24 protein-coding genes are annotated in these 24,422 nt (G+C 61.2%); 18 read left to right on the top strand and 6 right to left on the bottom strand.

Annotation, left to right across the window (positions count from 1 at the left end):
• The first annotated feature begins 9 nt into the window (after positions 1-9).
• Positions 10-1,284 carry a beta-ketoacyl-ACP synthase II gene (fabF, locus tag ACM6IO_RS05055; RefSeq protein ID WP_008042175.1) on the top strand — a complete coding sequence of 425 codons (1,275 nt, stop codon included), beginning with the start codon at positions 10-12 and terminating at the stop codon, positions 1,282-1,284.
• Here fabF and ACM6IO_RS05050 read toward each other — a convergent pair.
• Positions 1,281-1,838, bottom strand: coding sequence for a TetR/AcrR family transcriptional regulator (locus ACM6IO_RS05050; RefSeq protein WP_008042176.1), 558 nt, complete (start codon positions 1,836-1,838; stop codon positions 1,281-1,283). The two genes, fabF and ACM6IO_RS05050, sit on opposite strands and share 4 nt — an antisense overlap.
• 176 nt (positions 1,839-2,014) lie before the next feature.
• Here ACM6IO_RS05050 and ACM6IO_RS05045 point away from each other — a divergent pair, with 176 nt between their 5' ends.
• Both ACM6IO_RS05045 and ACM6IO_RS05040 read left to right on the top strand, forming a co-directional pair.
• Entirely contained in the window at positions 2,015-2,668 is a 654-nt protein-coding gene (locus tag ACM6IO_RS05045; protein ID WP_008042177.1) for a GntR family transcriptional regulator, read from the top strand.
• A gap of 15 nt (positions 2,669-2,683) precedes the next feature.
• Entirely contained in the window at positions 2,684-3,535 is an 852-nt protein-coding gene (locus ACM6IO_RS05040; protein WP_223436454.1) for an urea carboxylase-associated family protein, read from the top strand.
• A 123-nt stretch (positions 3,536-3,658) separates the two neighbouring features.
• On the opposite strand, the gene ACM6IO_RS05035 is transcribed toward ACM6IO_RS05040, so the two are convergent.
• Positions 3,659-3,826 carry a DUF2897 family protein gene (locus ACM6IO_RS05035; RefSeq protein ID WP_008031772.1) on the bottom strand — a complete coding sequence of 56 codons (168 nt, stop codon included), beginning with the start codon at positions 3,824-3,826 and terminating at the stop codon, positions 3,659-3,661.
• Positions 3,827-3,951: 125 nt separating this feature from the next.
• Entirely contained in the window at positions 3,952-5,316 is a 1,365-nt protein-coding gene (eat, locus tag ACM6IO_RS05030; protein ID WP_008042179.1) for an ethanolamine permease, read from the bottom strand.
• Positions 5,317-5,710: 394 nt separating this feature from the next.
• Here eat and kdpF point away from each other — a divergent pair, with 394 nt between their 5' ends.
• The 6 genes from kdpF (at position 5,711) to ACM6IO_RS05000 (ending at position 13,834) form a co-directional block, all read left to right on the top strand.
• Complete coding sequence (kdpF, locus tag ACM6IO_RS05025; protein ID WP_007899818.1) at positions 5,711-5,800, top strand: K(+)-transporting ATPase subunit F; 90 nt, start codon at positions 5,711-5,713, stop codon at positions 5,798-5,800.
• 8 nt (positions 5,801-5,808) lie between these two features.
• The gene (gene kdpA / locus ACM6IO_RS05020; RefSeq protein ID WP_008042180.1) at positions 5,809-7,503 is read left to right on the top strand and encodes a potassium-transporting ATPase subunit KdpA; all 1,695 of its coding nucleotides are present in this window, start codon (positions 5,809-5,811) and stop codon (positions 7,501-7,503) included.
• A gap of 10 nt (positions 7,504-7,513) precedes the next feature.
• Positions 7,514-9,571 carry a potassium-transporting ATPase subunit KdpB gene (gene kdpB, locus ACM6IO_RS05015; RefSeq protein WP_414911059.1) on the top strand — a complete coding sequence of 686 codons (2,058 nt, stop codon included), beginning with the start codon at positions 7,514-7,516 and terminating at the stop codon, positions 9,569-9,571.
• Positions 9,572-9,745: 174 nt separating this feature from the next.
• Complete coding sequence (kdpC, locus tag ACM6IO_RS05010; protein ID WP_008027289.1) at positions 9,746-10,291, top strand: potassium-transporting ATPase subunit KdpC; 546 nt, start codon at positions 9,746-9,748, stop codon at positions 10,289-10,291.
• A gap of 130 nt (positions 10,292-10,421) precedes the next feature.
• Complete coding sequence (locus ACM6IO_RS05005) at positions 10,422-13,079, top strand: DUF4118 domain-containing protein (RefSeq protein ID WP_414911058.1); 2,658 nt, start codon at positions 10,422-10,424, stop codon at positions 13,077-13,079.
• Positions 13,080-13,135: 56 nt separating this feature from the next.
• Complete coding sequence (locus ACM6IO_RS05000) at positions 13,136-13,834, top strand: response regulator (RefSeq protein WP_032828669.1); 699 nt, start codon at positions 13,136-13,138, stop codon at positions 13,832-13,834.
• Between the two features lie 130 nt (positions 13,835-13,964).
• Here ACM6IO_RS05000 and ACM6IO_RS04995 read toward each other — a convergent pair whose 3' ends face one another.
• Positions 13,965-15,005: a patatin-like phospholipase family protein gene (locus ACM6IO_RS04995; RefSeq protein ID WP_008042183.1), complete on the bottom strand. Its 1,041-nt coding sequence runs from the start codon at positions 15,003-15,005 to the stop codon at positions 13,965-13,967.
• A 222-nt stretch (positions 15,006-15,227) separates the two neighbouring features.
• On the opposite strand from ACM6IO_RS04995, the gene ACM6IO_RS04990 reads away from it, so the two are divergent.
• From ACM6IO_RS04990 to ACM6IO_RS04980, 3 genes are all read left to right on the top strand, one after another.
• A complete protein-coding gene (locus tag ACM6IO_RS04990; RefSeq protein ID WP_008027298.1) occupies positions 15,228-15,506 on the top strand; it encodes a hypothetical protein in 279 nt (92 codons plus the stop codon).
• A 95-nt stretch (positions 15,507-15,601) separates the two neighbouring features.
• On the top strand, positions 15,602-16,360 hold the full coding sequence (locus ACM6IO_RS04985; RefSeq protein WP_414911057.1) for a CHAD domain-containing protein: 759 nt from the start codon (positions 15,602-15,604) through the stop codon (positions 16,358-16,360).
• A gap of 242 nt (positions 16,361-16,602) precedes the next feature.
• Positions 16,603-17,400, top strand: coding sequence for an acyl-CoA thioesterase (locus ACM6IO_RS04980; protein ID WP_192226186.1), 798 nt, complete (start codon positions 16,603-16,605; stop codon positions 17,398-17,400).
• Here the strand turns inward: ACM6IO_RS04980 and ACM6IO_RS04975 are convergent, their stop codons facing one another.
• A complete protein-coding gene (locus tag ACM6IO_RS04975) occupies positions 17,401-17,766 on the bottom strand; it encodes an Mpo1-like protein (protein ID WP_008027303.1) in 366 nt (121 codons plus the stop codon).
• Between the two features lie 204 nt (positions 17,767-17,970).
• Positions 17,971-19,452: a methyl-accepting chemotaxis protein gene (locus ACM6IO_RS04970; protein ID WP_192226188.1), complete on the bottom strand. Its 1,482-nt coding sequence runs from the start codon at positions 19,450-19,452 to the stop codon at positions 17,971-17,973.
• A 179-nt stretch (positions 19,453-19,631) separates the two neighbouring features.
• Between ACM6IO_RS04970 and ACM6IO_RS04965 the strand changes: the two genes are divergently transcribed.
• From ACM6IO_RS04965 to ACM6IO_RS04940, 6 genes are all read left to right on the top strand, one after another.
• Positions 19,632-20,162: a hypothetical protein gene (locus tag ACM6IO_RS04965; protein WP_008042186.1), complete on the top strand. Its 531-nt coding sequence runs from the start codon at positions 19,632-19,634 to the stop codon at positions 20,160-20,162.
• 67 nt (positions 20,163-20,229) lie between these two features.
• Complete coding sequence (locus ACM6IO_RS04960) at positions 20,230-20,421, top strand: PLDc N-terminal domain-containing protein (protein WP_008042187.1); 192 nt, start codon at positions 20,230-20,232, stop codon at positions 20,419-20,421.
• Between the two features lie 151 nt (positions 20,422-20,572).
• Entirely contained in the window at positions 20,573-21,448 is an 876-nt protein-coding gene (speE, locus tag ACM6IO_RS04955) for a polyamine aminopropyltransferase (RefSeq protein ID WP_008027310.1), read from the top strand.
• Positions 21,449-21,664: 216 nt separating this feature from the next.
• Complete coding sequence (locus ACM6IO_RS04950; protein ID WP_008042188.1) at positions 21,665-21,898, top strand: hypothetical protein; 234 nt, start codon at positions 21,665-21,667, stop codon at positions 21,896-21,898.
• Positions 21,899-22,117: 219 nt separating this feature from the next.
• Positions 22,118-22,459: a ribonuclease E inhibitor RraB gene (locus ACM6IO_RS04945; RefSeq protein WP_008027314.1), complete on the top strand. Its 342-nt coding sequence runs from the start codon at positions 22,118-22,120 to the stop codon at positions 22,457-22,459.
• Positions 22,460-23,012: 553 nt separating this feature from the next.
• Positions 23,013-24,422 carry a circularly permuted type 2 ATP-grasp protein gene (locus ACM6IO_RS04940; protein ID WP_008027316.1) on the top strand — a complete coding sequence of 470 codons (1,410 nt, stop codon included), beginning with the start codon at positions 23,013-23,015 and terminating at the stop codon, positions 24,420-24,422.

Below are 24,422 nucleotides of genomic sequence, written 5' to 3'. Positions count from 1 at the left end.
AGTTGCGGTATGAGTGAACGTCGAGTGGTTGTAACGGGCATGGGTTTGGTGTCTCCGCTGGGTAGCGGGGTCGAAGCCGTCTGGGAGCGTCTGTTGGCCGGGCGTTCGGGATTGCGCAACCTGCCGGACGAAGTCGTGGCTGATCTGCCGGCCAAGGTCGGTGGCGCAGTGCCGACGCTGGCCGAAGATGCCGAGGCGGGTTTTGACCCGGATCGTGCGACGCCACCCAAAGAGCAGAAGAAGATGGACCGCTTCATTATGTTTGCCATGGAGGCGGCACGTCAGGCGCTTGAGCAGGCCGGTTGGCAGGCACAGGACGCCAATGCCCAGGAGCGTACGGCGACCATTATCGGTTCGGGGGTCGGTGGTTTCGGCGCGATTGCCGATGCGGTCCGCACCACCGACAGTCGTGGCCCGCGGCGTTTGTCGCCTTTCACCATTCCCTCCTTTCTGGTCAATCTGGCCGCGGGCCATGTGTCGATCCAGCACGGATTCAAAGGCCCCCTGGGTGCTCCGGTAACGGCGTGCGCGGCCGGGGTTCAGGCGATTGGCGATGCGGCGCGGCTGATCCGTTGCGGGGAGGCGGACATTGCGGTGTGTGGCGGTGCGGAGGCGTCGATCGATCGTGTCAGTCTCGCCGGGTTCGCTGCGGCTCGCGCGTTGTCCAGTGGATATAACGAAACCCCGGAGCGTGCTTCGCGTCCGTTCGACCGTGACCGCGATGGTTTTGTCATGGGTGAGGGCGCAGGTCTTCTGGTGATCGAATCCCTGGAGCATGCATTGGCCCGTGGCGCGCAACCGCTGGCGGAACTGGTCGGTTACGGCACCAGCGCCGACGCCTATCACCTGACCGCCGGCCCCGAAGATGGCAGTGGTGCGCGACGGGCGATGTCACTGGCGCTGGCTCAGGCGGGCGTTGCTGCGGCACAGGTGCAGCACCTCAATGCTCACGCAACCTCGACGCCGGTTGGAGATCTGGGCGAGTTGGCGGCCATCAAATCGTTGTTCGGCACGGATAACAAGATTGCGGTCACGTCGACCAAGTCGGCCACCGGGCATTTGCTCGGCGCGGCGGGCGGGATCGAGGCGATCTTCACGTTGTTGGCGATCCGTGATCAGATCGTGCCGGCCACCCTCAACCTGGATAACCCGGATCCGGCGGCGCAAGGCGTGGATATCGTCCGTGGTCAGGCGCGACCGATGGCCATCGAGTATGCGCTATCCAACGGTTTCGGCTTTGGTGGGGTCAATGCCAGCGTGCTCTTTAAACGCTGGCAGGGTTAATCCCGGGGCTTTTTGAGAAAATCGCGCGTGACGTCGAGAATCCGCTGGGCCAGATCGGCGCTCTCGACACTGCGCGACAACAGCAGCGCCCCGACCATTGCGGACATGATGAAGATGCTCTGGTCGGCGGCATCATCACCTTCAAGGGTGCCTTGTATTTGTTCGAGCCGCGCATTGAGTACTACATCGGAGGTCGGACTTGGCTGTCCGCGCAGGCCGAGTTCCGATGACATTGTCGGCAACGGGCACCCTTCATGGGGCGAAGTCTGGTGCCATTCGGACAAGTACGCGTCAATGAATGCCTCGAGTGGGCGTTCCTGAGCGAACAGTTCGGCGCAGATGACTTCCACCTCGGCGCCTGCAGCCTGCAGGGCCTTTTCTACCAGCTCATCCTTGGACTTGAAATGCGAATAGAAGCCGCCGTGAGTCAAGCCCAGCGCTTTCATCAGGGGCTGCAAGCCGGTCGCGCCAATACCGTCGCGGCGAAATCGCGCTGAAGCTTCCTTGATGATGCGTTTGTGGGTCTGAGCTTTATGGTCCTGCGAGTAACGCATCTGGTATCTCCGCAACAATGCGCCATCTTAACCAATGGAAATGGGATGGTGACTGTACTTCTATTTCTAAAAAGCATGCAGATGCGTCCAACTCCTTCATGACGTCTCGAATGAATTGGCACGGATAGTGATTACCCGTTAGCTGACGATTGTTGAACAATCATGAGGCGATAAGTATGAACAGCGGACTGTCCCTGGCCGACCACATCACCCTGGAGTTACGCGCTGACATCATTGGCGGTCGTTTACTGCCCGGCATGGCGCTGGTGGAAAACGATCTGGTGTCAGCCTACAACGCTTCCCGCAACACCATTCGCGAAGCCTTGCATCGGCTGGGGCAGGAAGGTCTGACCCGTTATGTGCGCAACAAAGGTGTGATGGTGCGTCGCTTGGGCGTCGACGATGTGCGGGATCTGTTCAACGTCCGCCGCACGCTAGAGTTGCAGGCCATCAGTGCCAGTCAGCCGCTGCGCGATTATCAGTCCGACCGGATGCTCGAAGCCCTGGAAGCCACCGAACTGGCCCGGGAGCGCGAGGACTGGCGCGCCGTGGGCACGCACAGCCTGGCGTTTCATCAACACATCGTCGGGTTGCTGCGCAGCCCGTTGTTCGATGAGTTCTTCACCAATGTCGTCGCGCAACTGCGCCTGGTGTTTTGCGCCGCGCCCGATGAATCACGGTTTCAGGCGCCCTGGCTGGCGCGTGACCGGCAGATTCACGAGCTGCTGGCCGAAGGCGACAAACGCGCCGCCGAGGACGCCATGAGCCGCTATCTCGACGATTCCGAGCACCTTCTGTTGCAAATGCTTGCCCCTTCTTCCCATCACTGATCGAGGATTCGTGCCATGTACAAAGACTATCCAGCGGCCTACCAAGTCAGCAAAGGTTCGGCCTTGCAGGTGGACAAAGCCTTCTATGAAAAGATCCGGGATGCGAAGGAGGGGCGCACGCTGATCGAGCAGTTCGAAGTGCCGATCCGCACCGGCCGCGCCTGGCATGTCCCGGCCGGGCACGTGTTTCGCGTGACCACGCCGGTCGGCCCGCAAGTCGGGGATTTCAACGTCTGGAATGCCAACGATCCGCGTGAACGCTTGTGGGCTTCACGCACGCGGCAGTTGCAGGGGGCGCATGTCAGCACTCACGACCGGCTCTGGTCGAACCTGCCATTCTTGCGGCCGCTGGTGACCATCACCGATGACAGCCTGGCCGACTACGGCATTGACGAACATGGTGGGCGCCTGCACGACTTGCTCGGCACCCGCTGCGATCCCTATGTGAACAAAATGCTCACCGGCGAAGACTTCCACCATCACTGCCACTCCAACCTGACCCGCGCAGTGTTGCCCCATGGCCTGACCGAGTTCGACGTGCATGACGTGCTGAACATTTTCCAGTGCACCGGCCTCAATCACGACGACATGTACTTCATGAAAGCCTGTCCGGCGCAGAAGGGCGACTACCTGGAATTCTTTGCTGAGATTGATCTGTTGTGTGCGCTGTCGACCTGCCCGGGGGGCGATCTGTCGCTGGCCATGTGGGGGCCGGACGCGCAGGACCCGCTGAGCGTGTGTCGCCCGCTTGGGGTGGAGATCTACAAACTGGAGGATTCACTGCTCGAAGGCTGGAGCCAGCCGGAGCGTGCGGCGTACAAAGGGCTGCATGGCTTGCACATCGCCAAGGCCGATTGGGAAAAATAGCCGTCACCTGTAGGAGCGAGCCTGCTCGCGATGGACGTTAACGATAACGCGTTTATTCTGAATAAACGCGTTGTTCTCAGGTGCATCGCGAGCAGGCTCGCTCCTGCAGGGATCAGGTTTTTTTCAGCGGTCCTGCGCATCCTTGGCATCCGCTTGCGCGTTGCGTTCAGCGACGCGCTTGCGTTGCTCATCGGTCAGTTCGACCTTGTGGGCGGTGTCGCGCAACAACATCAAACCACCCACGATCGAGCCGATTGCAACGATCAGAATCAACCAGGCATACCAGGGCATAGGGCTCTCCTTGAGGGCAGGCCGATTGGCGGGTTTCGCCAATCGATCGTGCATACCACTTTGAGCGATTCAATTTCGCAGTGGTTCCATTCTATGCCTGATCGACTCGCAACACCTGCTGCGATTCAGAGCCCGGTCAACATCGCGTCCGCCGGTGCATCGGCGCGCAATTGCGCGGTCAGCATGAAGTACACGAAACCCACGGCCATGAAGCCGAGGAAAATCAGGCCGATCAGCGCGTTGAACCACGCCATCGCCACCAGGCACACCACCGCCAGCGCCAGTGCAATGGCCGGCACCAACGGATAGCACGGCGCGCGGAAAGTGCGCTCCAGGTTCGGCTCGGTTTTACGCAGCTTGAACAGGCTCAGCATGCTCATGATGTACATCACGATCGCGCCGAACACTGCCATGGTGATCATCGCGGCGGTGAGCGTCATGCCGCCGAGGTTGATCAAGCCGTCGCTGTAGATCGCCGCGATCCCGATGACACCACCGGCGATGATTGCCCGGTGCGGCGTCTGGAAACGCGAGAGTTTGGCCAGCGACGCCGGCAGGTAACCGGCTCGCGCAAGGGCGAAGAACTGCCGCGAGTAACCGAGGATGATCCCGTGGAAACTCGCCACCAGACCGAACAGGCCGATCCACACCAGCATGTGCAACCAGCCGGAGCTTTCACCGACCACGGTTTTCATCGCTTGCGGCAGCGGGTCGTTGATGTTCGACAAAGTGCGCCAGTCGCCGACGCCGCCGGCAAAGAACATCACGCCCATGGCCAACAAAACCAAGGTCAAAATGCCGCTGATGTACGCCTTGGGAATCGTGCGTTTCGGGTCCTTGGCTTCTTCGGCGGCCATGGCGGCGCCTTCGATGGCGAGGAAAAACCAGATGGCAAACGGAATCGCCGCGAACATCCCGGCAATCGCCGGTGCGCCGAACACATCGGAGCCGGCCCAGCCGTTCAGCGCGAAGTTACTGAAGCTGAACGCCGGCGCAACCACGCCCATGAACACCAGCAATTCAGCCACCGCGAGTACGCAGACGACCAGCTCGAAGGTTGCCGCCAGTTTCACCCCGAGGATGTTCAGGCCCATGAACACGATGTAGGCGCCGACCGCTGCGTGTTTCGGGTCGAGGGCGGGGAATTGCACGTTGAGGTAGGCGCCGATCGCCAGTGCGATGGCCGGTGGGGCGAAGACGAATTCGATCAGCGTCGCCAGCCCGGCGATCAATCCGCCTTTCTCGCCAAAGGCGCGGCGGCTGTAGGCAAAGGGACCGCCGGCGTGGGGAATCGCCGTGGTCAGCTCGGTGAAGCTGAAGATGAAGCAGGTGTACATCGTGGCGACCATGAAGGACGTCACCAGAAAACCAAGTGTGCCCGCCACGCCCCAGCCGTAACTCCAGCCGAAATACTCACCGGAAATCACCAGCCCGACCGCGATGCCCCACAGGTGCAGCGTGCCCAGCGTGGGTTTGAGTTGTGTGTTCATGCGTTTGCTCCCTGAACGGTTTGGACAGCTCGGGGGAGGGCGTGTGCAGTGGGCGTGCCAGTGTGGTGATGGCAGTCGTAAAGCGTAAAAAGGTGTCGTATCGGGGATGTTCGGCGCTGGATGGATGGGTTTTATGCATCAGTTGGGGGCGTTGGTGTCTGTTATGCCGTCTTCGCGGGCAAGCCTCGCTCCTACAGGGGATCGGCGCATTCAAAACTGTAGGAGCGAGGCTTGCCCGCGAAGGGGCCCGCCCAAACACCGCTGTAACAAAGGCATAAACCCACTCTTTACACTTTCTTTATGCACAGCCAACCCCCTCGATCTCGCTCCTTTACAGCCTTCCTTCCGACAATGACTCCACACGCGGCAATACGCCGTAACACGGAGAACTTCCATGAGCGTTCTGGACGGGGTGTCACTGCTGTTGGCAGTGGGGCTGTTCATTTATCTGTTGGTTGCGCTGTTGCGCGCGGACCGGAACTAGGAGCGGCTATGCACAGTTATGACTATTGGCTGATCCTGGCCTTCTTCGCCGTGGTGCTGATCCCGGCACCGTTTCTCGGGCGGTTCTACTACAAGGTCATGGAAGGCCAGCGCACCTGGCTGACACCGATCCTGGGACCTGTGGAGCGTGGCTGTTATCGGGTGGCCGGCGTTGATCCGCAAGCCGAACAGAGCTGGCAGAAATACACCCTGGCCTTGCTCGCCTTCAACCTTGCGGGCTTTTTGCTGTTGTTCGTGATCCTGTTGTTCCAGGACCACTTGCCGCTCAACCCGCAAAACCTGCCGGGTCAGGAGTGGACGCTGGCGTTCAACACCGCCGTCAGTTTCATGACCAATACCAACTGGCAGGGCTACAGCGGCGAAGCCTCGCTGAGCTACCTGAGCCAGATGGTCGGCCTCACCGTGCAGAACTTCGTCAGCGCCGCCACCGGCCTCGCTGTGCTGGTTGCGCTGTGTCGCGGCATCGGTCGCAAATCGACCAAAACCCTGGGCAATTTCTGGGTCGACATGACCCGCGCCACCCTCTACGGCCTGCTGCCGCTGTGCCTGCTGCTGGCGCTGTATCTGGTCTGGCAGGGCGTGCCGCAAACTTTCGCGCAGTACGTGAATGCGGTGACGATGCAAGGCGTCGATCAGGTGATCCCGCTCGGCCCGGCCGCCAGTCAGATTGCGATCAAGCAACTGGGCACCAACGGTGGCGGCTTCTTCGGCGTCAACTCGGCGCACCCGTTCGAGAACCCGACAGCGTGGAGCAACCTGTTCGAAGTGGCCTCGATCATTCTGATCCCGGTCGCCCTGGTGTTCACCTTCGGTCATTACGTCAAAGACCTGCGTCAGAGCCGCGCGATCATCGCCTGCATGCTGGCGCTGTTCCTGATTGGCGGCGCGACTTCGCTGTGGGCTGAATACCAACCGAACCCGACCCTGAACAACGTCGCCGTCGAACAGACCGCGCCGCTGGAAGGCAAGGAAGCGCGCTTCGGCACCACCGCCACGGTGTTGTGGTCGGTGACCACGACCGCCGCGTCCAACGGCTCGGTCAACGGCATGCACGACAGCCTCAACCCGCTGAGCGGCATGGTCGCGATGGTCAACATGATGGTCGGCGAAGTGATCTTCGGCGGCGTCGGTGCCGGGCTCTACGGCATGTTGCTCAACGTACTGATCGCGGTGTTCCTCGCCGGCCTGATGATCGGCCGCACCCCGGAATACCTCGGCAAGAAACTGCAGGCCAAAGAAGTGCAACTGCTGGTGGTGACTTTGCTGGTGATGCCGGTCGGCGTGCTGGTGCTTGGCGCGATTGCCGCGAGCCTGCCCGGTCCGGTGGCCTCGGTGAGTAACCCCGGTGCCCACGGTTTCAGCCAGTTGCTGTACGCCTACACCTCGGCCAGCGCCAACAACGGTTCGGCATTCGGCGGCTTCGGTGCCAACACCGCGTTCCACAACCTGATGCTCGGTCTGGGCATGTTGATCGGTCGCTTCGGTTACATCCTCCCGGTACTGGCCCTGGCCGGCAGCCTGGCGATGAAGAAAACCGCACCGATCGGCCAGAACAGTTTCCCGACCCACGGCCCGCTGTTTGTGACGTTGCTGACCGTGACCATTTTGCTGGTGGGTGGTTTGACCTTCCTGCCGACATTGGCGCTGGGTCCTATCGCTGAACATTTGAGCATGGGCTTCTAAGGAGTCAATGATGAATATGCCCGTAAGTAAAGCCGCCACCGTCAAGGCGCCGGAACAACCGAAAACCGCGATCTCGGCCCTGTGGCGTCCGGCGCTGGTGCAAGCCTTCGTCAAGCTCGACCCACGGCAATTGCAACGTGCGCCGGTGATGCTGGTGGTCGAACTGACCGCCGTCCTGACCACCGTGCTGTGCTTCATTCCCGACAGCGCCGTGCCGACCTTCGTCGCTGCGCAAATCGCCTTGTGGCTGTGGTTCACCGTGCTGTTCGCCAACTTCGCCGAAGCCTTGGCCGAAGGTCGCGGCAAGGCTCGCGCCGACAGCCTCAAGGCTGGCAGCGAAGGCTTGAGCGCACGCCGTAAAACCGGCAACGGCGCCTTTCAAGTGGTGCCGGCCACCAGCCTGCGCAAGGGCGATGTGGTGCGCGTCGAAGCCGGGGAAATGATCCCCGGCGACGGCGAGGTCATCGAAGGCATCGCGGCGGTCAACGAAGCGGCGATTACCGGTGAATCCGCGCCGGTGATCCGTGAATCCGGCGGCGACCGTTCGGCCGTCACCGGCAACACCCGACTGGTCTCCGACTGGCTGCTGGTGCGCATCACCGCCAACCCTGGCGAGTCGACACTGGACCGCATGATCGCTTTGGTCGAAGGCGCCAAACGCCAGAAAACCCCGAACGAAGTGGCGCTCGACATTCTGCTGATCGGCCTGACGCTGATCTTCCTGCTGGTGGTCGTGACCCTGCAACCGTTCGCCCACTTCGCCAACGGCAGCCTGCCGCTGGTGTTCCTGGTGGCGTTATTGGTCACGCTGATTCCGACCACCATCGGCGGTTTGCTCTCGGCCATTGGTATCGCCGGCATGGACCGTCTGGTGCGCCTGAATGTGATCGCCAAATCCGGGCGCGCCGTGGAAGCGGCGGGGGACGTGCACGTGTTGCTGCTGGACAAGACCGGCACCATCACCTTCGGTAACCGTCGTTGCACCGCGGTGTATGCCACACCGGGTGTGAGCGCCAAGGAGCTGGCCGAGGGTGCGCTGTTCGCTTCGCTGGCCGATGACACCGCGGAAGGCAAGTCCATCGTCGAGTACCTGCGCGGCATTCATCCACAACCCGAGCCTGCCACCGAAGTGCTGACGGCGGTGCCGTTCAGCGCCGAGACTCGCTTGTCCGGTGTCGACTATCAGGGCCGTGTGTATCGCAAGGGTGCGGTGGATTCGTTGCTGGCGTTCGTCGGCCTGAAACGCACCGATCTCGCCCCGGCACTGTCCCGGGAAATCGACAAGATCGCCCAGAGCGGCGGCACGCCGTTGCTGGTGTGCGCCGACGGTAAATTGCTCGGCGCGATCCACCTCAAGGACGTGGTCAAGCCAGGCATCCGCGAGCGTTTCGCCGAGCTGCGCAAGCTGGGGATTCGCACCGTCATGGTGACCGGCGACAACCCGCTGACCGCCGCGGCGATTGCGGCCGAAGCCGGTGTGGACGACGTGCTGGCTGAAGCTACGCCGGAGAAAAAACTGGCGCGCATTCGTCATGAGCAGAACGACGGTCGTCTGGTCGCCATGTGCGGCGACGGCGCCAACGACGCCCCGGCACTGGCCCAGGCCGACGTCGGCATGGCGATGAACGACGGCACGCAAGCGGCGCGCGAAGCGGCCAACATGGTCGACCTCGACAGCGACCCGGCCAAGCTGCTGGACGTGGTGCAGATCGGCAAGGAATTGCTGGTGACTCGCGGTGCGCTGACGACGTTTTCGATCGCCAACGACGTCGCCAAATACTTCGCGATTCTGCCGGCGCTGTTTGCCTCGATCTACCCGCAACTGGGTGTGCTCAACGTCATGCAACTGAGCAGCCCACAGAGCGCGATCCTGTCGGCGATCGTGTTCAACGCCTTGATCATTGTGGTGCTGATTCCACTGGCCTTGCGTGGCGTGCGCGTGCAAGCGGCGAGTGCGGCGGCGTTGCTGCGCCGCAACCTGTTGATCTACGGACTGGGCGGGATTCTGGTGCCGTTCGTGGGCATCAAGGCGATCGACATGCTGTTGACGGCGTTGCATCTGGTTTGACCCGATTTGGCGGTGTGTCAAACACACTGCCTTCGCGGGCAAGTCGAAACGTCGCACCGCTCGCTCCTACAGGTGTTCACACCGCCCTGTAGGAGCGAAGCTTGCTCGCGAAGAATGCACCACGGTTCATCTATATGAACACCGAATCTGTTCACCGAATTCGAGGATTTTGAAATGTCCACAATGATACGTCCGGCCCTGAGCCTGCTGGTCCTGATGACCCTGATCACCGGCGTCGCTTACCCGTTGGTGGTCACTGGCGTCGCGCAGGTCGCGTTCCCTGACCAGGCCAATGGCAGCCTCGTGCGTGACGCCGACGGCAAAGTCCGCGGCTCTTCGCTGATTGCCCAGGATTTCACCGGTGACGCCTGGTTCCATCCGCGCCCGTCGGCCGGCGCTTTCGCCACGGTATCGAGCAGTGCCAGCAACCTGTCGCCAAGCAACCCGGCCCTGGCCACTCGGGTGATCGACGATGCCAACAAACTGCTGGTGCCAGGCCAGGGGCCGGTGCCGTTGGCGCTGCTGACCACTTCTGGCAGCGGGCTTGATCCGCACTTGCCACCAGCGGCGATTGCCTATCAACTGGCGCGTGTTGCGGCGACGCGGAATCTGCCGGTGTCTACGCTTCAGAATCTGCTGGCCGCGCACATCGAACAGCCGTTGGTGGGGCCGCCGGTGGTGAATGTGTTGGCGCTGAACATGGCGTTGGAAAAGTTGTAAATCGGTGGCGCCGCCAATCGCTAGCAGGCTAGCTCCCACATGGAATGCATACCCCCTGTGGGAGCTAGCCTGCTAGCGATGGCGATAGAACAATCACCACATCAACACCTGAAATAAGAGATCCCCAAACATGAGTGACTCCGGCCGCGCCGACGCGCTGTTAGCAGACCTGCCCCGCGATGGCCGTGGCCGGCTCAAGGTTTTCCTCGGTGCCGCGCCCGGTGTCGGCAAGACCTACGCCATGCTGCAAGCGGCCCACACTCAACTGCGCCAGGGCGTAAAAGTCATCGCCGGCGTGGTCGAAACCCACGGCCGTGCCGAAACCGAAGCGCTGCTCGGCGGCTTGCCGCAGCAACCGCTGGTGCGCTCGGAATACCGTGGCGTGATGCTCGAAGAAATGGACCTCGACGGCCTGCTCGCAGCCAAACCGAAACTGGTGCTGGTCGACGAACTGGCCCACAGCAACGCGCCCGGCAGTCGACACGCCAAGCGCTGGCAAGACATTCAGGAATTGCTCGCCGCCGGCATTGACGTGTTCACCACGGTCAACGTCCAGCACCTGGAAAGCCTCAACGACCAGGTGCGCGGCATCACCGGCGTGCAGGTCCGCGAAACCTTGCCGGACTGGGTGCTGCAAGAAGCCTATGAACTGCTGCTGATCGACTTGCCGCCACGCGAGCTGCTCGAACGACTGCGCGACGGCAAGGTCTACGTGCCGGAGCAGGCGCGGGCGGCCATCGATGCGTTTTTCACCCAGACCAACCTCACCGCCCTGCGCGAATTGGCGATGCAGACGGCGGCGGCCCAGGTCGATAACGATCTGGCGCAAGGGTATCGCCAGCTCGGCCAGGCGGCACCTGCGGTACGCGGTCGGCTGCTGGTCGGTGTCGATGGCGATGCTCAGGCCGAACGCCTGGTGCGTCACGCCAGTCGTGTCGCCCAGCGTCGGCATTTGCCGTGGAGCCTGGTGCACGTGGATAACGGCAGCGTGCGCGACGAGCAATCGCGCCTGCGTCTGCAAAGTGCCCAGCAACTGGCCGAACGTCTCGGTGGCGAAGTGGTGTTGTTGCGTGCCGGCGAAGTTGCGAAAACCCTGATCCAGCACGCCGCCGAACGCCGCGCCAGCCTGGTGTTGGTCGGTCAGTCCCGGCAGCGTTTGCGTCGGCGCCTGTTCGGCGGTGGTCTGGCGTCACGCTTGCTGCGCGATGCACGTGGACTGGAAATCAACGTCCTCGACAGCGATCACGAACAGCATCAGCCGCGCCAGCGTTCGGCGCAGTCACTGGTGTGGTTCGACTATGCGCTGGCGCTGGTTGCAACCGTGCTCGCCAGCGCACTGGCCTGGGCCGTGGCGAGTGTCTTGCCGCTGCCGAACATCTCGCTGGTGTTCCTCGCCGCCGTGTTGCTGGTGGCGGTGCGCAGCAGCCTCGGCCCGGCGCTGGCCTGTGCGGCGCTGTCGTTTCTGACCTATGACTTTCTGTTCATTCCGCCGAATTTTTCCTTCAGCATCCAGCGCGAAGAAGACGTACTGACGCTGCTGTTTTTCCTGCTGATGGCTGCGCTCACCGGCAACCTCGCGGCGCGCCAGCGCCGGCAATTGCAGGCGTTGCGCGATACGCAGGAAGAGACCACCGAACTGCTCGACCTGTCGCGCAAACTCACCGCCGCCACCGACCGCCAGGCCGTGGTCAGCGCCGCCGCGCAGCACCTCAACGGCTGGAAAGACGTGCAGCTGTGCCTGCTCAATCGCGACGGTCAGGCGGGTTGGAAAGTCGAAACCGGTGGCCCGCTGGAATTCACCGAAGCCGAACGCGCCGCCGCCGATTGGGCCTGGCAACACGATCAACCGGCGGGCGCGGGCACCGGCACGTTGCCGTTCGGGCGTTGGTGGTGGTGGCCGCTTTCGGTGGAAGATGGGCCGCTGGCGTTGCTCGGCGTCTGTGCCAAAGAAGGGCAGACCTTGAGCGGTCAGCGTCGACGCTTGTTGACTGCGCTCAGTCAGCCGCTGGCCCAGGCGCTGGCACGCGCACAATTGGCCGAAGACCTGGAAGCGGCGCGGCTGCACGGCGAAACCGAGCAACTGCGCAGTGCCTTGCTGGCCTCGGTGTCTCACGATCTGCGCACGCCGCTGACCTCCATGCGCGGCAGCATCGACAGCCTGTTGGCGCTCGGCGAAGCCATCCCGCTGGAGGATCGCCGCGAACTGCTTGAAGGCACGCGTGATGAAGCCGAGCGCCTTGATCGCTACATTCAAAACCTGCTGGACATGACCCGCCTCGGTCACGGTGCGCTGAAGCTCGCGCGGGACTGGGTGTCACCGGCCGACATCGTTGGCAGTTCGCTCAATCGCCTGCGTGCGGTGCTGGCACCGTTGCAGGTCAACACCGATGTGCCCGCGCAACTGCCGCTGCTGTTCGTCCACGCCGCGCTGATCGAGCAGGCGCTGGTCAACGTGCTGGAAAACGCCGCACGGTTTTCACCGGTGCATGGGCGTTTGCAATTGCGCGCCGGCGTGGATGAAAGCGAACTGTTCTTCTCGGTCAGCGATGAAGGCCCGGGCATTCCGGAGGAGGAGCGGGCGAAGATTTTCGACATGTTCTACACCGCCGCACGCGGTGATCGTGGCGGGCAGGGGACCGGGCTGGGGCTGGCGATCTGTCAGGGCATGGTCGGCGCGCACGGCGGGCGCATCAGCGTCGATGACGGCATCGACGGGCGCGGCACCTGCATCACCCTTCACTTGCCCTTGCAGGAACAACCTTCCTTTGAAATCGAGAGCGGACAGTGAGCACTGAAAGTGAAGCCTGATACCCTTTGGACATCTCCATGCCGCGACCGGAAACCATGAGCCAGACCGCGACCATTTTGGTCATCGACGACGAACCGCAGATCCGCAAGTTCCTGCGCATCAGCCTCGCCTCCCAAGGCTACAAAGTGCTGGAAGCCGGCACCGGCACCGAAGGCCTGGCGCAAGCGGCATTGAACAAACCCGACTTGCTGGTGCTCGACCTCGGCCTGCCGGACATGGACGGCCAGCAAGTGCTGCGCGAGTTCCGTGAATGGTCGACGGTGCCGGTGCTGGTGCTGTCGGTGCGCGCCGGTGAAGGGCAGAAGGTCGAAGCGCTGGATGGCGGCGCCAATGACTACGTGACCAAGCCGTTCGGTATCCAGGAATTTCTGGCGCGGGTGCGTGCCCTGTTGCGTCAGGCGCCGGTGGGCGAGGCGCAACAAGCGGCGTTGACGTTCGGCCCGTTGACGGTGGATCTGGCGTATCGCCGGGTGCTGCTCGAAGGCGTCGAAGTGGCGTTGACCCGCAAGGAATACGCAGTGCTGGCGCAACTGGCGCGGCATCCGGGAAGGGTCATCACCCAGCAGCAATTGCTCAAGGATATCTGGGGGCCGACCCATACCGAAGACAGTCACTATCTGCGGATTGTGGTGGGGCATTTGCGGCAGAAGCTGGCGGATGATCCGACGCAGCCACGGTTTATCGTGACCGAGGCGGGGGTTGGGTATCGGTTGTTGAGTGAGGGTGGGCTTTAGTTTTGTGTTGGGTGGGATGACGCTTTCGCGGGCAAGTCGGATCGCCGCACCGCTCGCTCCTACAAGGCTGCACTCGACCCGTAGGAGCGAGGCTTGCCCGCGAAGAGGCCCTCACATTCACCCGAGACCCTCAGGAATCCCGCTCATTCTCATACCGATCCAAGGTGTCCCGCGCAATCTCGCGCCCCAGCGCGATCAACTCCGGTGCCTTGTAAAACTCGAAGAACCGGCACACCCGCTTCGGCACGTTGATCAGAATATCCGGCGGATAGCCGGCGATCTTGTACTGCGCCAACGACGTCTGCATCACCTCGAAACTCTGGTTGATCAAATCCAGCAAGGACGCCGGTCCCACGTTGTCGATGATGAATGAACCGGTGGCCGACTTCGGCGCGCCGTCGCGTTCAGGGGCGGCTGCCGGTTGCTGGGCTTCGGGTTCGGCGGACTCGACCCAGGGATTGATCTCGGCCGCCTCGGCCATCAACGCTTCCTTTTCCAGCAACAGCAATTGTTCTGCCTGTTTGCGGCGGAACGGCATTTTCGAACCCAGCGAGTTGATCAGGCTGTCGAACCGGGTCCTGAACGCGGCAGGGCGCTGGATCACCGGCAATTGATAGTGACGCTGGTTGGTGGAGTTGAGGTTGACCGCAATGATCAGGTCGCAATGGCTCGACACCACGGGCACGATCGGTAAAGGGTTGAGAATGCCGCCGTCCACCAGCATGCGATTGCCTTGCATCACCGGGGTGAACAGGCTCGGGATGGCCGCCGAGGCGCGCATCGCCTGGTGCAGACAACCTTCCTGAAACCAGATTTCCTGTTGGTTGGTCAGGTCGGTGGCCACCGCCGTGTAGGGGATGCGCAAGTCTTCGATATTGATTTCGCCGACGATCTTGCGGATCTGCCCGAAGACCTTCTCGCCGCGAATCGCCCCCAGCCGAAAACTGACGTCCACCAGGCGCAACACGTCGAGGTAATCCAGGCTTTCGATCCAGTTACGGTATTCGTCCAGTTTGCCGGCGGCATAAATCCCGCCGACCACCGCACCCATCGAACAGCCGGCAATGCAGGAGATGTCGTAGCCACGCCGTTCGATCTCTTCAATGACCCCGATATGGGCATACCCTCGGGCCCCACCTGAGCCCAGCACCAGTGCGACGCGCTTTTTCATGAATCGCCCTCGTCTGACAAGGTTCAACAATGCACCCATCGAGGGGCGCGCTTCAATCGTCAAGGTCGCTTGGCAGGGTGAAGGCGTCGTTTTTTCGACACTCCATGGCGGCAGATGGTTATTCTCCCGAGCGCTATAGTTTCGGCGGCGGGAGCAAGGCACTTTTCACGCGCCGGACCGTCTTACCTGCAAGACTGTTTTCCTATTGTTGAGGTGTGAGTGATGAAAGCTTGGATCTGTGTGCCCTTGATTGCGCTGGCACTCGCCGGTTGTGCCGGCAAAACCGCTTACCGTGACAGCTGCGGCAACGGGCTCGATGCGGCGTGGCGTGAGCTGGACCTGGCCAAGGCCGAAGGTTTTGCCGGCACCGTCAGCTACTCCAAGGCCCTGTCGTTGCTGACCGGCGCCAAGACCCAGCAGCAATTCGAAGCGTTCGAAGGCTGCGCCAGGAAAGCCGAGAAGGCGCGCTTTTATATTCGTGAGTCACGCGCTGGCCGTTAAACAAGGCGCTAATCTGTAGGAGCCGGCTTGCTGGTGAAGGCGTCATCACGGCCGCCATCGCCAGCAAGCCGGCTCCTACAATTGGAGTCAATCACATGATTAATCGGTTGGTGGCTCAAGTTCTGGGCCTGGAAGTCCGTTTGCTGGCCTGTCAGGCCCGATTGAATGCCCGCACCGACCCGGAAGCGTTGCACGATCTGCGCACCACGGTTCGCCGTTTGCGCAGCCTGCTGCGACCATTGCGTGGCTTGCCCGGTGTCGAGCAACTGGAAGCGGCAGCATCGGCCGTGGGGCAATTGACCACGCCGTTGCGCGATCGCGAAGTGCTGGCGGCGTATTTGCTCGAGCACGATCAACCCGAGGCGGCGCAACGGCGCATGGCGCAGATGGCCGAGGCTTACCCGGCGGTTGCGGCGAGTCCTGAGCTGTTGCAGTTGCTGATGATCCTTGACGCCTTTCCGCGCTTTATACGCGCCTCGCAGCGTCAGGGTTTGCTCAAGGGTTTGCGTCAACGCATCGAGAAACGCCTGGCCAAACAATGGAAGAAACTCGATCAGGCACTGCACGATCCCGCCCATGATCGCCATCGCCTGCGCTTGCTGATCAAGCGCGTGCGTTATGGCATCGAGGCGTATCCCGAGCTGGATCGCTTGCCGAAACCGGCGCTGCCCAGATTGAAGTCGGCCCAGGCCTCTTTGGGCGATTGGCACGACTGCTGGCAATGGTTGGCCCGGGCCGAACAGGAACCCGATTTGCAACCTTGCGTGGCGGTCTGGAAAACCACCATGGCCCAGGCCGAGGGCCGTGCGGATCGTGTGCTCGACAAACTCAGTGCCAGCTGTTTCAGATCCTGAAACCACCACAAATCAAAATGTGGGAGCGGGCTTGCTCGCGAAGAGGCCTTGTCAGTCGACATAAATGTTTAATGTGACGGCCTCTTCGCGAGCAAGCCCGCTCCCACAATGGATCATCGTTGAATTTGAAATCGATGTTCGACATGCGGCTCATCTGTCAGTAATTTTGGCCAGAATAGGCGCTGTGCCATCCTCGCAGGCTGGTTAACATCCCTTCATCCTTTTCTGCCCTTGAGGTTTCCATGCGCTTTTCCGATCTGCTCGACGCCGTCCGCAGCCAGCCGCTGGAGCTGTCTATTCCGGCCGAATGGGCGCAGGGTCGCGCCAGTTTTGGTGGCCTGGTGGCCGCCTTGCAATACGAAGCCATGCGCGCGAAGGTGCCGGCGGATCGTCCTGTGCGTTCGCTGGCGATCACCTTTGTCGGGCCGGTCGAGCCTGAAGTGCCGGTCAGTTTTGAGGTCGACGTCCTGCGCGAAGGCAAGGCGGTCAGCCAGGTACTGGGTCGGGCGATGCAGAAGGGCCAGGTGGTGACACTCATCCAGGGCAGCTTCGGCGCTTCGCGACCGTCCGAAGTGGCGGTAACAGCCACGCCGGCCCCCGAAATGAAGCACTGGGACGATTGCCAGGAGCTGCCATTCATCAAAGGTGTACTGCCGGAATTCATGCGCCATCTGGCGATGCGCTGGAGTGTTGGCGGCCTGCCGTTCACCGGCAATAAATCCCGCGAGATGGGCGGTTGGGTGCGCTTGCGCGGGGATGTGAAGGAAGAGGCGGTCAGTGAGGCGCATATTCTGGCGCTGGTGGACGCCTGGCCCCCATCCTTGATGCCGCACCTGACGAAACCGGCGATGGGCAGCACGCTGACCTGGACCATCGAATTCGTCCAGCCGGTGCTGGAATTGAGCACGCTGGACTGGTGCAAATACCTCGTTGAAATCGAACATGCCGCTGACGGCTACGGTCACGCGGCGGCGCAGCTGTGGAACGCAGAAGATCAGTTGATTGCCATGAGCCGGCAGACGGTGACGGTTTTCGCCTGATCAGTGACGACGGTGGCGCTCACGCCAGGCGCGCCACCAGCCGCCGCTGAGGAAAAACCGTGGAAAGGTCAGGAACTGCTCGACCAACAAGCGCGACACCGCGTCTTTGCGATCACTGAACGGCTCGGAGGCTTGCGCCTCCAGGCTGTGACCGTGGCGTTGCAGGCCCAATGCCGCGAGCAGGCCGATGACGCCAATCGCGAAATTCGCAAAGCTCAGGCTGAACACCCCGCAAACCAGCAGCAGAAACGCCACGATGAACAGCGGCACGGCAATCAGGTGCAACACCAGATTGGCCGGGTGCTGGTGATTGTCCGGGTACGCGCGCCATTGCCAGGCGGGAAGGTTGGGGTGACGTTTGCCCATGATGCTGATCCTCGATCCATGTTGAACACATGATTGAAGAATAGGCGCGGCATGGGCGGGCGGCGAATCAAGGATGGCTATCGGAGTGATAGGTGTTCATGTTCGGAATTGATGTTGCTCACACAGACGTCTTCGCGGGCAAGCCTCGCTCCTACAAAGGCTGCGCACGACTTGTAGGAGCGAGGCTTGCCCGCGAAGAGGCCCTTAAAGTTTCAACTGCCCAATGGCCTTGCTCAACTCCCCGGCCAGCGCCGCCAATTCATTACTGGTCGTCGCCGAGTCCACGGTCTGCTTAACGGTGTTCTCGGTCACATCGCGAATACTCACCACCGCCCGATTCATCTCTTCCGCCACTTGGCTCTGCTGTTCCGCCGCCACGGCGATCTGCGTATTGCTTTCGCGCATCTGCGCCACTGCGCTGGTGATTTCGGCCAGTGCGGCGCCAGCCTCTTGCGCCTGTTGCACGCAGTCGTCCGCCTTGAACGAGCTTTCCTGCATGAAATCCACCGCGTCCCGCGTACCGGCCTGCAACGCCGAAACCATGAGGGTGATCTCGTCGGTCGAGGTCTGCACGCTTTTGGCCAGGTTGCGCACTTCATCGGCGACCACGGCAAAACCACGACCCATTTCCCCGGCCCGGGCTGCTTCAATCGCCGCATTCAGCGCCAGTAGATTGGTTTGCTCGGCGATGCTGTGGATCACATTGACCACGCCGTTGATCTTCTGGCTGTCTTCGGCCAGACGCTGAATCATCTCGGCCGTCTGCTGGACGCCGGTGGACAACCCGGCAATCGACTTCTGCACGCGGCTGACCACTTCCTGGCCGCTGCCGGCCAGGGTGTCGGCGGTTTTCGAAAGGTCGCGGGTGGCACCGGCGTGCTGGGCGATGTGGTAGACGGTGGCGGTCATTTCGTTGATCGCCGTGGCAGCCTGATCGGTCTCGCTTTGCTGACCGAGCATGCCGTGGCGCACTTCGTTCATGCTCGATGCCAGCCGAGCGGCACCGTCATCCAGTTGTCGTGCGGTGCTGGCGACGGTGTTGACCACCCGCTGGTAACCGGCCTGCATCGCGTTGAACGCGCCGGCCATCTGCCCGACTTCGTCCGTGCAGGCCAGTGGCACACGGGCGGAGAGGTCGCCGGTTTTTTCGACGTGGAGCATGACGTCTTTCAACGTATTGAGCTGGCTGAGCAGAAAGCGGATCAACAATTGCGACGCACCGAGCATCGCCAGCATCAGGATGAACACCGCCACGGCGTAGTTGGCGAAACGTTCTTCGAACACCTGGCTCAGGCTCGGGCCATAAGCAATCACGGCGACGTGTTGGCCGTCGGTACGCGTGAACACTTCGGCGCCCATCAACGGGTTGTCGCCGAACAACGGCATCGAGTTGATCTCGACCCAGCCGTTGCTGTCCGTCAGTTCCAGCACGGGTTGATCGTTGAGCAACGGCGCGTGCCCACGACTGAACGTCAGCAGGTTGACGGCCTTGGGCAGCGCTTGCCCGGCCGGCCAGGCGCCGAGCAGGCGTGCCTGTGCCTGGGCGGACACTTTGGATGCGTGACTGCGGGCCTGTTGTTCGAGCTGTACGGCATACAGCACCAACAACAGGGTCGTGACGAAGGCGACAGCATTGACCGCCCAGAATTTATATTTCAGCGAGATGTTGCTAAGCCAGGCACCCATGGAGGTCTTCTCTGATAGCGGAAACAGTATTGGCAAGGTGCCAGCATTGTGCCGCGGCCCCGTGCGCCGGATCTTGATATGGGTCAACATTCCCGGTCACGCTCGCGCACAGGAACTGCGGGACGTAATGCGCTATCCTTCGCGCCTTCAAAATTCCCTCGCTACAGGATTCCGCCCCCATGAAAGCCGCACTCGTCGAACTCATCAGCAAAATCAGCTCCGGGTGCATGAGCGAAGACGAAATCCTCAAAGTCGCCGACGAAGCGGCCCAGGCCTACGCCGATCCAGAGGCTTTTCTGACAGCCAATCCGGACATTAACTACGACGACACCTTCCCGATTCCGTTGGGCGAGTGGGTCGTCGTCGGCAGCCTGCCGGAAACCGTGCTGTTCCAGGCTGACACCTATATGGACCTGTTCGCGCAGATCGTCGCTTCGTTTGGTCCGGGCGTGGATTTCAACATCAAACCCAAGCAACTGGCCAAGACCGAAGCGCTGACCGCGCTCAATCGCATCCAGGTGCAAATGGGCAGCATGAACAAGGAAAACGGCGGTTATACGCTGATGAATTTCAGCCAGTTGCTCGACGACGAGCTGCAAGTGGTGCTGGTGTACGGCAACGACGTACCGCGCGTGCTCGAGCTGTGCGCCGAGGTCGGCATTGCTGCCGCTCCTTCCCTGGAAGCCCTGAAAGTCGCCATCCACGTTTGATGGCATGAAACGAAACCCCTGGGGCCGACTATCCTGAGAGGGCACACAACGCTTAGGGAGCGACACCATGGGTTCCACGTTCAACGGCCTGGTGGGCCTGATCATCCTTGTCCTGGACATCTGGGCAATCATCAACGTGCTGAAAAGTGGCGCCGACACCGGGATGAAAATCATCTGGGTCCTGCTGATCCTGCTGCTGCCGGTCCTGGGCCTGATCATCTGGGCCATCGCCGGGCCACGGGGCAACGTGCGTATTTGATGGTTTCCACCTTCCTTGTAGGAGTCAGAAGGTTCGACCTGTCATCTTCCGCGACGTAGAATGCGCGCCTTTCCCGGGCAATCGAGCTGATCGATTGGCCATCATGGGCGGGTAACCGTCCGTTGCCACCGCATTCATCGGAGCACTTCCCATGAGCAACACTCCTACCAGCGATTACCTGGAAACCCTCTACGAAGGCTATGGCCAGCGTTTTCGCATGGAAAAACTGCTGCACGAAGTGCGCACCGAACACCAACACCTGGTGATTTTCGAGAACCCGCGCATGGGCCGCGTCATGGCGCTGGACGGCGTGATCCAGACCACCGAAGCCGACGAATTCATCTACCACGAGATGCTCACCCACGTGCCGATCCTGGCGCACGGCAGCGCCAAGCGCGTGCTGATCATCGGCGGTGGCGACGGCGGCATGCTGCGTGAAGTGGCCAAACACCGTAACGTCGAGCACATCACCATGGTCGAGATCGACGGTACCGTGGTCGACATGTGCAAAGAGTTCCTGCCGAACCACTCCAAGGGTGCATTCGATGATCCGCGCCTGAACCTGGTGATCGACGACGGCATGCGTTTCGTCGCCACCACCACTGAAAAGTTCGACGTGATCATTTCCGACTCCACCGACCCGATCGGTCCGGGCGAAGTGCTGTTCTCGGAAAACTTCTACCAGGCCTGCCGTCGTTGCCTCAACGAAGGCGGCATCCTGGTGACCCAGAACGGCACGCCGTTCATGCAGATCGAAGAAGTCAAAACCACCGCCGGCCGCCTGCGCAGCCTGTTCCCGGACTGGCACTTCTACCAGGCCGCCGTGCCGACTTACATCGGCGGTTCGATGACTTTTGCCTGGGGCGCGACCAACACCGCTTATCGCAAATTGTCCCGCGAAACCCTGCAACAGCGCTTTGCCGGTAGCGGCATCGTCACCCGCTACTACAATCCGGAAATCCACATCGGCGCGTTCGCCTTGCCGCAATACGTGTTGCAGGCCGTGAACAAGCCAAGCAACGACTAAAAGTACACAAAACCCCTGTAGGAGCGAAGCTTGCTCGCGAAGGCGGCATATCAGTCAATAAACATGTCGACTGAAACACCGCCTTCGCGAGCAAGCTTCGCTCCTACAGGGACCGTGTTTTTCATGCTTGCACGGCGTAATCTGTTTGAACGAACGGTCTGGGTAAAAGTCCAGATGGATGTAAGCCCATTTACGGGTTTGTTCGAGGAGGCAGTGATGCAAAAGTGGAAAATCACTTTCGTGGATGATCACGGTGAAACAGCCAACGAAGTTTTTGAGTGCGACGAATGCCCGGACAACGAGCACGCCGCCAAACTGATCAAGGAACGTCTCCTTCCTGTCGTCGCCGAACTGGATCTGAACGATCTGGAAGGGCGAACTGCTGATGCAAGCGTCAAGAATCTTAAAGCCCAGAACAGCATCCAGATCCTCGGCATTACTCCCGTCTGATACCCCCTCTGGAACACTCGTGAAATAACCAGGCCTTGGCAGCGGCTCCGACTTGGGGCTACTCTGCAAGCGAGATCAGCGAATGGATCGCTAAGGTCTGGTCTTGTCAGCTACATGCTTGTTTCCCATCGGCAATTTGCTTGCCGCAGCGCTCGCACCCTTCGGTTGCCGGCGTCGGGAGTACGGAAAGTCTATCCATCGGTATCAGGAGGACGTTTCATGAGCACAGCCTATCAAGAAGACATCAGCAGCTCGGTTCTGCGCCGCATGAAAGAAGGCGGTTTCGACTTTTCACGTTTCCATCCCATCGAGTTCTACGCCATTTTCCCGGACGAGGAGCGGGCACGCAGGGCGGCAGGGCATTACTGCGGTGAATCCATGAATGCACAAATCAGCGTGCGCGACGACGGCGCCTGGTCCCTGGAACTGAGCAAAGTGATGTACGCCACCTATGACGGCATCGGCGACTTTGAGCAGGACTTCGAGGCGGTGGTCGAGCCTTTGGGTGGCATCATCGAAGGATGGGGCGTCAAGCAGGAGGTACGAGGGCTACTCGCATAACACTATGAACAGCGACAACATCCACTAACGGCTGACCTTCGGGTTGGCCGTTTTCGTTTGCGGCGATCAAGCCCCCTGTAGGAGCCAGCTTGCTGGCGATGGCGCCCTGCGAATCACCGCAGAATTTCAGTCCCCATCGCCGGCAAGCCGGCTCCTACAGAAATCCGGCGTGCCACAAATCACCGCCCCCTGTAGGAGCCAGCTTGCTGGCGATGACGTCCTCCCAATCACCGCCAAACCATCGCCCACAAATCCCGAAACAAAAAAAAGCCGCCTGAGCAAGGCGGCTAAAAGGGAAGTTCGGTGAGCATTTCCAGCGAATGCGCGAATTATCCGCATCCCCCTCCGGGCAGTGAAATCAACTCTGACTATGCTGGTGATAGGCGACAGCATTGCTTCGCAATGAAGCGGGGGCGATCAGGTTGGGGCATTTGCCGCACAGGATTGGTGCGGTGTTAATCATGTGAATATCCAACCGATTGATATCAAAGCGTTTCTGCCGATGGCACGGGCCTTGCGAAGGCCTGGATGTCCGGGTGACAAGGAGTACGGCATGATCCGCACCTATTTTGATGAGATGTACGATGCCGGCGGCCAGGTCCGCCCGCATTATCGGGAGTTTGCCCGTTGGCTGGCCGAAACGCCTGACGAGCTTTTGGCACAACGGCGACGCGAGGCCGATCTGCTGTTTCATCGCGCCGGGATTACTTTCACGCTCTACGGGGACGAGCAGGGGACAGAGCGCCTGATTCCCTTCGACACCATTCCGCGCAGCATCCCCGCCAGTGAATGGCGGATCGTCGAACGCGGCTGCATCCAGCGGGTCAAGGCGCTGAACATGTTCCTCGCCGACCTCTATCACGAGCAGCGCATCATCAAGGCCGGCATCATCCCGGCCGAACAAGTGCTGGCCAACGAGCAATACCAGTTGGCGATGCAGGGGCTGGATCTGCACCGGGATATCTATTCCCACATTTCCGGCGTCGATCTGGTGCGCGATGGCGACGGCACGTACTACGTGCTCGAAGACAACCTGCGTACACCGAGCGGCGTGAGCTACATGCTCGAAGACCGCAAGATGATGATGCGCCTGTTCCCCGAGTTGTTCTCGGCCCAGCGCATCGCCCCGATCGATCATTATCCGAACCTGTTGCTCGACACCCTGAAAAGCTCCAGCCACCTCGATAACCCGAGCGTGGTGGTACTGACGCCGGGTCGCTTCAACAGCGCGTTTTTCGAGCATGCATTTCTCGCTCGGGAAATGGGCGTGGAGCTGGTGGAAGGCGCGGACCTGTTCGTGCGTGATGACAAGGTGTTCATGCGCACCACGGACGGGCCGAAAGCGGTGGATGTGATCTACCGCCGTCTCGACGATGCATTCCTCGATCCGCTGGCGTTCAATCCGGACTCGATGCTTGGCGTTCCGGGGCTGCTGTCGTCGTACCGCTCGGGCAATGTGGTGCTGGCGAATGCCATCGGCACCGGGGTGGCGGACGATAAGTCGGTGTATCCGTTTGTCACCGACATGATCCGTTTCTACCTCGACGAAGAGCCGATCCTGAAGAACGTTCCGACGTTCCAGTGTCGTAATCCCTCCGAACTGTCCCACGTGCTGGCCAATCTTCCAGAACTGGTGGTCAAGGAAACCCAGGGCTCCGGCGGTTATGGAATGCTGGTGGGACCGGCGGCGACGGCGGCGGAAATCGAATCCTTCCGCGAGCGAATCAAGGCCAAGCCCCATGCCTACATCGCGCAACCGACGTTGTCCCTGTCGACCTGCCCGACCTTTGTCGAAAACGGCATCGCCCCACGCCATATCGACCTGCGTCCGTTTGTATTGTCTGGCCGCGAAACCCGGGTTGTGCCCGGCGGTTTGACCCGTGTCGCCCTGCGTGAAGGCTCCCTGGTGGTGAATTCCTCCCAGGGCGGCGGAACCAAGGACACCTGGGTGGTCGAGGATTGA

Source organism: Pseudomonas sp. IT-P44, from assembly GCF_949768225.1.
In the GTDB taxonomy this organism is placed as follows: Bacteria; Pseudomonadota; Gammaproteobacteria; order Pseudomonadales; family Pseudomonadaceae; genus Aquipseudomonas; species Aquipseudomonas migulae.
The sequence above is the reverse complement of the archived record's forward strand: the minus strand, read 5'-3'. Positions and strand labels throughout refer to the sequence as shown.

Excerpts from the sequence above, each read along its gene's own strand:
- fabF (WP_008042175.1), top strand. The coding sequence starts at position 10 with ATGAGTGAACGTCGAGTGGTTGTAACGGGCATGGGTTTGGTGTCTCCG.
- ACM6IO_RS05050 (WP_008042176.1), bottom strand. The coding sequence starts at position 1,838 with ATGCGTTACTCGCAGGACCATAAAGCTCAGACCCACAAACGCATCATC.
- ACM6IO_RS05045 (WP_008042177.1), top strand. The coding sequence starts at position 2,015 with ATGAACAGCGGACTGTCCCTGGCCGACCACATCACCCTGGAGTTACGC.
- ACM6IO_RS05040 (WP_223436454.1), top strand. The coding sequence starts at position 2,684 with ATGTACAAAGACTATCCAGCGGCCTACCAAGTCAGCAAAGGTTCGGCC.
- ACM6IO_RS05035 (WP_008031772.1), bottom strand. The coding sequence starts at position 3,826 with ATGCCCTGGTATGCCTGGTTGATTCTGATCGTTGCAATCGGCTCGATC.
- eat (WP_008042179.1), bottom strand. The coding sequence starts at position 5,316 with ATGAACACACAACTCAAACCCACGCTGGGCACGCTGCACCTGTGGGGC.
- kdpF (WP_007899818.1), top strand. The coding sequence starts at position 5,711 with ATGAGCGTTCTGGACGGGGTGTCACTGCTGTTGGCAGTGGGGCTGTTC.
- kdpA (WP_008042180.1), top strand. The coding sequence starts at position 5,809 with ATGCACAGTTATGACTATTGGCTGATCCTGGCCTTCTTCGCCGTGGTG.
- kdpB (WP_414911059.1), top strand. The coding sequence starts at position 7,514 with ATGAATATGCCCGTAAGTAAAGCCGCCACCGTCAAGGCGCCGGAACAA.
- kdpC (WP_008027289.1), top strand. The coding sequence starts at position 9,746 with ATGTCCACAATGATACGTCCGGCCCTGAGCCTGCTGGTCCTGATGACC.
- ACM6IO_RS05005 (WP_414911058.1), top strand. The coding sequence starts at position 10,422 with ATGAGTGACTCCGGCCGCGCCGACGCGCTGTTAGCAGACCTGCCCCGC.
- ACM6IO_RS05000 (WP_032828669.1), top strand. The coding sequence starts at position 13,136 with ATGAGCCAGACCGCGACCATTTTGGTCATCGACGACGAACCGCAGATC.
- ACM6IO_RS04995 (WP_008042183.1), bottom strand. The coding sequence starts at position 15,005 with ATGAAAAAGCGCGTCGCACTGGTGCTGGGCTCAGGTGGGGCCCGAGGG.
- ACM6IO_RS04990 (WP_008027298.1), top strand. The coding sequence starts at position 15,228 with ATGAAAGCTTGGATCTGTGTGCCCTTGATTGCGCTGGCACTCGCCGGT.
- ACM6IO_RS04985 (WP_414911057.1), top strand. The coding sequence starts at position 15,602 with ATGATTAATCGGTTGGTGGCTCAAGTTCTGGGCCTGGAAGTCCGTTTG.
- ACM6IO_RS04980 (WP_192226186.1), top strand. The coding sequence starts at position 16,603 with ATGCGCTTTTCCGATCTGCTCGACGCCGTCCGCAGCCAGCCGCTGGAG.
- ACM6IO_RS04975 (WP_008027303.1), bottom strand. The coding sequence starts at position 17,766 with ATGGGCAAACGTCACCCCAACCTTCCCGCCTGGCAATGGCGCGCGTAC.
- ACM6IO_RS04970 (WP_192226188.1), bottom strand. The coding sequence starts at position 19,452 with ATGGGTGCCTGGCTTAGCAACATCTCGCTGAAATATAAATTCTGGGCG.
- ACM6IO_RS04965 (WP_008042186.1), top strand. The coding sequence starts at position 19,632 with ATGAAAGCCGCACTCGTCGAACTCATCAGCAAAATCAGCTCCGGGTGC.
- ACM6IO_RS04960 (WP_008042187.1), top strand. The coding sequence starts at position 20,230 with ATGGGTTCCACGTTCAACGGCCTGGTGGGCCTGATCATCCTTGTCCTG.
- speE (WP_008027310.1), top strand. The coding sequence starts at position 20,573 with ATGAGCAACACTCCTACCAGCGATTACCTGGAAACCCTCTACGAAGGC.
- ACM6IO_RS04950 (WP_008042188.1), top strand. The coding sequence starts at position 21,665 with ATGCAAAAGTGGAAAATCACTTTCGTGGATGATCACGGTGAAACAGCC.
- ACM6IO_RS04945 (WP_008027314.1), top strand. The coding sequence starts at position 22,118 with ATGAGCACAGCCTATCAAGAAGACATCAGCAGCTCGGTTCTGCGCCGC.
- ACM6IO_RS04940 (WP_008027316.1), top strand. The coding sequence starts at position 23,013 with ATGATCCGCACCTATTTTGATGAGATGTACGATGCCGGCGGCCAGGTC.